Origin of the sequence: uncultured Bifidobacterium sp. (assembly GCF_959020155.1) — a bacterium.
Lineage (GTDB): Bacteria > Actinomycetota > Actinomycetes > Actinomycetales > Bifidobacteriaceae > Bifidobacterium.
This window is the reverse complement of the sequence record NZ_CAUERC010000046.1, coordinates 1-8,104: the sequence shown is the minus strand read 5'-3', so window position 1 is coordinate 8,104 and position 8,104 is coordinate 1. Positions and strand designations below refer to the sequence as shown.

The 8,104-nt window shown below is 58.0% G+C and carries 6 protein-coding genes; 1 reads left to right on the top strand and 5 read right to left on the bottom strand.

What is annotated here, in order from left to right; all coding sequences use genetic code 11:
- Nucleotides 1-242 (top strand): hypothetical protein (locus tag Q5H31_RS07920; RefSeq protein ID WP_302457656.1); only part of this gene is annotated, 242 nt, incomplete at its 5' end.
- 197 nt (nt 243-439) lie between these two features.
- Here Q5H31_RS07920 and Q5H31_RS07915 read toward each other — a convergent pair.
- The 5 genes from Q5H31_RS07915 to Q5H31_RS07895 form a co-directional block, all read right to left on the bottom strand.
- Nucleotides 440-940 (bottom strand): GNAT family N-acetyltransferase, encoded by a 501-nt coding sequence (locus Q5H31_RS07915; protein ID WP_007053332.1) that lies wholly within the window; start codon nt 938-940, stop codon nt 440-442.
- Between the two features lie 85 nt (nt 941-1,025).
- On the bottom strand, nt 1,026-2,903 hold the full coding sequence (locus Q5H31_RS07910; RefSeq protein WP_032738027.1) for an oleate hydratase: 1,878 nt from the start codon (nt 2,901-2,903) through the stop codon (nt 1,026-1,028).
- A 205-nt stretch (nt 2,904-3,108) separates the two neighbouring features.
- Entirely contained in the window at nt 3,109-3,519 is a 411-nt protein-coding gene (locus Q5H31_RS07905; RefSeq protein WP_181897076.1) for a DUF4186 domain-containing protein, read from the bottom strand.
- Nucleotides 3,520-3,631: 112 nt separating this feature from the next.
- Complete coding sequence (dnaE, locus tag Q5H31_RS07900; RefSeq protein ID WP_007057561.1) at nt 3,632-7,189, bottom strand: DNA polymerase III subunit alpha; 3,558 nt, start codon at nt 7,187-7,189, stop codon at nt 3,632-3,634.
- Between the two features lie 34 nt (nt 7,190-7,223).
- Nucleotides 7,224-8,090 (bottom strand): YihY/virulence factor BrkB family protein, encoded by an 867-nt coding sequence (locus Q5H31_RS07895; protein WP_302457655.1) that lies wholly within the window; start codon nt 8,088-8,090, stop codon nt 7,224-7,226.
- Nucleotides 8,091-8,104: the final 14 nt, after the last annotated feature.

Here is an 8,104-nt window from a genome sequence, read left to right as displayed (position 1 = left end):
CAAACACGCTCTTGAGTTCTCAAACCACCACCACTCACCCACCTCGCAGCCCTCCTGAAGGAGAACCACTCGCCGAGCGGCAGCAAGGGAATAACTTACACGCATTCGCGGACTCGCGCAAACCGGGCACGAAAAAACACGCCAGAATCGTTGAAACGACGGCGTTCCATCGGCGTGTCGAAATCAGCTTGAATCACGCCGTTACCATCAGGATACGCCGGCTTTTTATGGGGCTCACGTAACGAAATCAGATGTTCACCGGCGTGTCGCAACAATTTATTCCACGTTCAACTCCCCTCAGTCCGATCACGCGGACGGCTCACCCGCAAAAAGCTCTCGTCCTTATGGCTCGACTATCGTCTCGCCTTCGTCTAAAAAAACAGTCCACCGGACTGTTTTTTTAGACGCCTCAGCATCAAAGAGGGGAGCCAAAGGGGGATTAGAAGGTCAGGCGCATCTGATGCCAGACCACGTCACCGTGAGTGGACTCCGAAATGCCCTCGTCCTCATACCCAAATTGCGCATAGAATCCGACCAGCCGATCTTTGCAGGTGAGCACCAGGCCTTTACGTCCAGCTGCACGAGTGTCTTCAATGACTTTCCTCATGAGTGTACTGGCGCAACCGCGATGCTGATACTTCGGCGCAGTATCCACGCCGAAAATCATTTGCCAGTCACCTTGAGGGTTGTGCTGCGCGGCATCCTCGTACATGTCATCGGTCAAGTCGCGCCGATCGGTCGCGAAACCGTTGATGAACGCCATGACGATCTCGCCATCAATCAATAGCCAGAAACATTCCGGATAGGTCTCGATTCGGGCGCGCAGGGACGAGCGGTCGGCGGCCTCGGCGGCCGGGAAGCATTCGGATTCCATGGCGGCCAGCGCGTCCAGATCGTCGATGGTGGCGTGGCGGATTAACTGGGGATCAGAATCAGTCATGTTTTTGTCTTTCTCTTAACACTCCGTTGTGAGCAACTTCCCTCAGTCACGCTTCGCGTGCCAGTCGAGGGGAGCCAGATGGATGTCAGATTACGTGGTATTCGCGTAACAGGGTGGCAATATCGGTGCCGTCGAGTTTCTTGAGCACCTTCTTGACCACGGCCTTTTCAATGAAGTTGAGCTTCATATCGGTGACCGGTGCACCGTCACGCAATTTGACGGTGGCGTTGAGCAGGTTGCGCACGTCATAGACGCTACCCCACACTTCAGGCACGCCGCGGTCCACGCCGAGCAACGTGTAGACAGCTTCCATACCGGTGCGCATCGAGTATTCGGTGGTGAAAATCGTGTCGCGCGGGGTCTCGGCGAACTGGCCAAGGAATGCGAAGTTCACGGCACCATCGGGCACCACGTCCGGGCGGTCGCCGGCCGCGCGCGGCATGAAGAACGCGGTGATGTACGGCATCATGACCGGCACGGTGTTGGCGTGGTGCTTTGCAAGCGCCTCGATCTTGTCGGTCGGCACGCCCATGTGGTAAAGCCACTCCTCGCAAATCTCTTCACCGGTGCATTCGGTCATCGGCTTCTTCACATAGTTGCCGGGCTTGTCCGGGAACAGGCCGTAGACCCATACGCACAGCTGGTCCTTGGGCTGGTCGCGGAACTGCTGCTGGCGGTTCAGGGTCCAACTCATGAGCCAGTTGGAGTCCTGCACGGTGACGATGCCGCCGGTGACGACCTTGCCGGAGAACGGGTCGCGCTTGCAGATCTTCTGGATGTACGGCGGAATCTCGCCGTCCAGGGTGGTGACGGTGGCGCTCATCCACTTGGTGGCATTCGGATCGGAGCAGAACTTCTCCGGATGGCCAAAGCTCGGGTCCTGGTCGGCGATACGCTTCCACATATCCCAGCCGCCGCCGGGCTTCAGGTCTGGGTTCCATGCGGCGGGCGAGTTCTGGGAACCCATGGTGGAGTTCTCCACGCAACCGCCGTTGGTGATGAACACCAGATCGTTCTCGGTCAGGTCGATGGAGGATTTATTACCCTCGTGATCCACGTCGATGCGCACGGCAAGCTTCTTGGTGGGCGTGCTGGCAGGGTTGCGCTTGAAGAAGCCGGAGGTGGCCTGAATCTTCTGGATGGTGTCTTGGCCTACGCCGGTGTGCTCGCGCTTGGGGCCGGCTCCCCCGCCAATCGCGAATTCCACGTTCTCGACCTTGGTGTTGTAGCGGAATTCGACGCCGTGCGATTCCAGATACTTGACCATCGGCAGAATCATCGACTCGTACTGGTTGTAGCGGGTGAAACGCAGCGCGGAAAAGTCCGGCAGGCCTCCGATGTGATGAATGTAGCGCTTGATGTACAGCTTCATTTCCAGCGCGGAGTGCCAGTTTTCGAAGGCGAACATGGTGCGCCAGTACAGCCAGAAGTTGGAGTTCAGCACCTCATCATCGAAGAAATCGGTGATCGGCTTGTCATACAGGTCTTCGTCCGGGGTGAAGAACAGCTTCATGATTTCCATCGAAGCCTTGTCGGACAGCCCGAACTTGCCCTTGAGCCCCGCGTCCTTGCCGAGATTCTTGGTGGCGCGGCACAGCGAGTAGTTCGGGTCCTCCTTGTTGAGCCAGTAGTACTCGTCGAGTACGCTGACGCCTTCGGTTTCGATGGAGGGAATCGAGCGGAACAGATCCCACATGACCTCGAAATGATTGTCCATTTCGCGGCCGCCACGCATCACATAGCCAAGGCCGGGAATATCAAGACCGTCACAGGCGCCGCCGGGTACCGGGTCCTTCTCAAGGATGTGGATGTTCTCGCCAGGCATCTGACCATCACGCACCAGATAACAGGCTGCAGACAATGCCGCCAGTCCGGTACCGATGATGTATGCATGCTTGTTGTCCACGTCGGCCGGCTTCTTCGGACGTGCGAAAGCCTCATAATTGCCGCTGCTGTAGTACATATTCCGCCTCCTTGGGGCAGAGTTGACACTTCATCAACTCTTCTTGAATAGACATCATGTCGCATTATTGACGAACGCGCCATAGGCAACGTTCGGCGTTCTGCCGCATTCGCCAATACCTTGCATCTACGGTTTTCGAGGCCTGTGTTGGCTGTTGGCTCATAACTATTGAAGGCATACAGGCATACTGAGGATGCGGGGTGCTTCACCGAACCGGATGATTGATAAGGTCCCGCTCAATCCATGCCATGACCAAATCGGCAAGTCGGTTTACCTCCGCTTCGGCGAGTTCACGGCCTTTGGGCAGATGATGCCATTTTTCGATGCATCCGCGGCAGCATGTGGCGGTAGCATGCTGAGCGGTGAATACCGGATGGCCGCGCCATGGCGTCTGCCTGCCGTCGTTCTTCGGTTCGGCTGCGCCTATGCGGTCTCGCAACATTTCTCGCGCATGACGATCGATGGTCGCCTTGCCTTTGGTGCGGGCATAGGCTCGTTCTTTGTCGGTCAAAGCGAATTTGGCGCGGAACTGCGAATGAGACAGCCGTTCCAGCATCGCGGCAATCCATTGTCGCTCGTCATCGTTGTTACCAGTATCCGCCATCTCCATGCCCATACGTTCCACAATAGTCGCGCACATCGTATGGTGGCACATGCCTTAGCTCCCTCTGATGAAGGAGTCCCCAGCAAAGCCAGGTGAGGGAGAGACCAGGGGCGAAACCCGCCAATCAGGCGGCAGGCAAGCAGCTGGGGCCAAACAGAATCTTGATCTCAGCAAACAACGAAGTATCTCGCTTGACGCGGAAACGATCGCCAAACGTGAGCACCTGAGCGTTACCCTTCTCATCCAGCACCGCAAGATGTACTTCGCAGTAACCAGGATGATTAGCGAGCACCTGACCGAGTTGCATCATGCGTTGGCGCTCCAACGCCACCGACGGCAGCGTGATGACCAACGGACGTTCATCCTCGGCTTCCAAGGTCGGAATCTGCATTTCCGTGGCTCTCAGAGAAACGGTTTCGTCGCGCAACTCCACTTGGCCACGAATCTGTACGATGGCGTCCACGGCAAGTTCAGCGGCGGCCGCTTCATAGACCTTGCCGAAGAACATGCATTGGATGGAGCTTTCCATGTCTTCGATGGTCACGATGGCCCAGGGGTTGCCCTTCTTGGATACGCGCCGGTCCACATTGGTGACCAAACCAGCCAACGTGACCTGCTGTCCTTCACCCATCGTTTTGGCTCGATCAACCAGATGCGCGATGGACATTTCACGCAAGGACGCGAGAATCGACTGCATACCGGAGAGCGGATGGTCAGACACATACAGGCCCAACATTTCGCGTTCGAAGTTAAGTTTGGTCTTCTTGTCCCATTCCTCAAGATCGGGTACGGTCACGGAAGCGTCGCCCATGGCCTCCGCTCCCCCATCCTCGGCATCGGAGAACAAATCGAACTGGCCCTCCGCCTGTTTGCGCTTCAGACTCACCACCGAATCGATGGCGGCCTCGTGCACGGTGAGCAGCGCGCGACGGTTCGGGTCAATCGAGTCGAAGGCACCGGCCTTGATCAACGATTCGACCAATCGCCGGTTCAGCGCGGTCAGGGGCACGCGGCGGATGAAGTCCATGAAGTTCACGAACTTGCCGCGCGGGCCTTCGCGTTCGGCGATGATATCGGCCACGGCCTTGTCACCCACGTTACGGATGGCACCAAGACCGAATCGGACGACGTCGCCGACTGCCGAGTACTCGTACACCGATTCGTTGACGTCCGGCGAGAGCACCTGGATGCCCATGCGGCGGGCCTCGCCCAAGTACAGTGCGGTCTTGTCTTTGTTGGTGGCGGCACCTTGCAACAGGGCGGCCATGAATTCGACCGGGTAGTGCGTCTTCAGATATGCGGTCCAGTAGGAGATCAGACCGTATGCGGCGGAGTGCGCTTTGTTGAAAGCGTAGCCGGAGAACGGCACCAGAATATCCCACACGGCCTGGGAGGCCTCTTCGGAATATCCGTGCTCCTTCATACCGGCGAAGAACGGCACCTTCTCCTTGGCCAGCACTTCGGGCTTCTTCTTACCCATGGCTCGACGCAGCACGTCTGCCTTGCCCAGTGAATAACCGGCGAGGATTCGGGCGGCGGACTGCACCTGCTCCTGGTAGATGATCAGACCATAGGTCTCGTCAAGCACCTGCTTCAGAGGCTCCTCAAGCTCAGGGTGAATTGGCGTGATCTTCTGCAGGCCGTTTTTGCGCTTGGCGTAGTTGGTGTGCGAATCCATACTCATCGGGCCCGGTCGGTACAGGGCGATAAGTGCGGAAATATCGTTGAAGTTATCGGGCTTCAGGGTTTTCAGCAGTGAACGCATGCCGTCGGAATCGAGCTGGAACACGCCGAGCGTGTCTCCTCGGGACATGAGTTTGTAGGTTTCGGCGTCATCGAGCGGAATCTTGGTGTAGTCGATGGCGGGTTTGCCGTTGGCCTCGATGTTCTTCAGGGTGTCGTGGATGATCGTCAAGTTGGACAGGCCAAGGAAGTCCATCTTGACCAGCCCCAACGTTTCGCACGTGTGGTATTCGAAGGTGGTGGTGATGGTGCCATCGGTGCGTTCCAGCAACGGCGAGGTGTCGGTGATGGGTGCGCTACCCATGATGGTGGCGCAGGCATGTACACCGGTCTGTCGAATCAGGCCTTCGATACCCTTGGCTTCCTCGGTGATGCGCTTGGTGTCCGGGTCGGAATCGTAGAGTTCTCGGAATTCCCTGGCCTCGGCATAACGTTTGGCGGCCGGGTCGAAGATGTCATGCAGGCTGATGTCTTTGCCGCCGGTGGCCGCCGGAGGCAGCGCCTTGGTGATTTTTTCACCGACTGAGAATTCATAACCCATGATGCGGGCGGAGTCTTTCAGGGCCTGCTTGGTTTTGATGGTGCCATAGATCACGCACTGGGCGACCTTATCGGTGCCGTATTTTTCGCCGCAGTATTCGATGACTCGCGCACGACCTTCAGGGTCGAAGTCGACATCGATATCAGGAAGGCTCACTCGCTCAGGGTTCAGGAACCTCTCGAAAATCAGGCCATGCTTGAGCGGATCGAGCTCGGTAATGCCCATGGAATAGGCGACCATGGCGCCTGCGGCCGAACCACGGCCCGGACCCACCATAATGCCGTGGTCCTTGGCCCACTGAATGTAGTCGGCGACCACGAGGAAGTATCCGCAGAACTGCATCTGGCAAATCACACCACATTCGTAGTCGGCCTGCTTCAATACGTCGAGCGGCGGGTTGCCGTCGTAACGCTTCTCCAGACCTTCCTCGACTTTTTTGAGGAACAGGGAGGTCTCATCCCAGCCTTCGGGGCAAGGGAATTTCGGCATGAACGCGCCGTCTTCGTGGTCATCGAACATCACGTTGCAGCGTTCGGCGATAACGAGCGTATTGTCGCAGGCGTCCGGGTGGTCCTTGAACAGTTCGCGCATCTCTTCGGCGGTTTTGATGTAGTAGCCGGTGCCGTCGAACTTGAATCGGTCCGGATCGTCAAGACGGGAACCGGAGTTGATGCAGAGCATGGCGTCCTGTGCGCCGGCATCTTCGGCGTGTACGTAGTGGGAATCGTTGGTGGCCAGCAGTGGTGCGTTGAGTTTCTTGGCGATGGTCAGCAGGTCACCGGTCACCTGAGTTTCGATGGGCAGACCGTGATCCATAAGTTCGATGAAGAAGTTGTCTTTGCCGAAGATGTCCTGGAATTCGCCGGCGGCGCGCAGGGCCTCCTCGAATTGACCGAGGCGCAGACGAGTCTGGATGATGCCCGAAGGGCATCCGGAGGAGGCGATCACACCTTTGGAATAGGTGGCGAGCACCTCCTTATCCATACGCGGGTAGCGCATGACGCGACCTTCGAGGTTGGCCACGGACGAGGCTTTGATGAGGTTGACCAGGCCTTCGTCGTTTTCGGCCCACATGGTCAAGTGGGTGATAAGACCACCACCGGAGACGTCGTCGCGGCGCTGGGCTTCGGTGCCCCAGTGCACACGGGACTTGTCTTGACGCGCGGTTTCCGGGGTCACGTAAGCTTCGATGCCGATGATGGGCTTGACGCCATTGGCCACGCAGTTGGTGTACATCTCGTAGGCGCCATGCATGTTGCCATGGTCGGTGATACCGACCGCAGGCATGCCAAGTTCGGCCGCACGCTTGGCCAAATCAGGAATCTTCGACGCACCATCGAGCAGCGAATAGTGCGTATGGTTATGCAGTTGCACAAAGTTGTTCCCGTAATCAGCCATGCGCTCCACCATACCGTGTGGTCTGGGCGGTTGTTCAGCATTCCCGTCGGCACTCCGCGATGAGGGCGGCGCACAGCATGATGACCTGGGCGACGAGATTGAACCACACCAGCGCGCCGATCAACGCCGCGAACGGTGCGAGCAGCGGATTGCGGGAGGCTCCGGCTAATAGTCGCGCACCGAGAAGCTGCATTGCGGAAACCGTCAGAGATCCCAGTAACGCGCCGAATATCGTGAATCGTCCGGCTTTGATGTGGGAGACCACACGCAGCAGCAACATGAACAACGCGAAATTCAGCGCGACGCCGGTACCGAAACCGGTCATCTCCAAAAGCACGATGCCGGGCAACGAACTGCTGGGGATGCCGCCCCATTGCAGCAGTCGGCGTACGATGCCGCCGGACACCGTACCGGCCGCGGTCGAAAGAATGAACAGTATTGCGATGGCGATGGCGGCAAGCGTATCGCGTAACCTTGCGACGACGATATTGAGCTCGTCGCCGCAGTCGTCGAACATGGCCCGTACGGCGTGGCGCAGCGAGTTCATCCAGCCGGTCACTGTCCACCAGAATATGGCCAACGTGGCCAGACCGGTCCACGTCAATGCGCTTGACATGGCGCCTAGCGCGGAAGACGTCAGAAACGAGTCGGCCACACCGGGAATGACTTCACGCACCGCGTCAATCAGCATCTGCTGCCAATCAATGTTGCCGACCATGATAAGGCCGAACACGCTCACCGCAATCCAGACGCCGGCAAAAAAGGCGAATAGCAGACCATATGCCAGACCATTCGCCAGCAGGGGGCCGCTCCGCGACACATACCGGTCGAGCACGCGCCCAGGCAGCGAACGTGCCCACGCGTCCGCTCCCCTGTCAATCGCACTCTTCAACCCATGCATAGTTCAACTGTAGC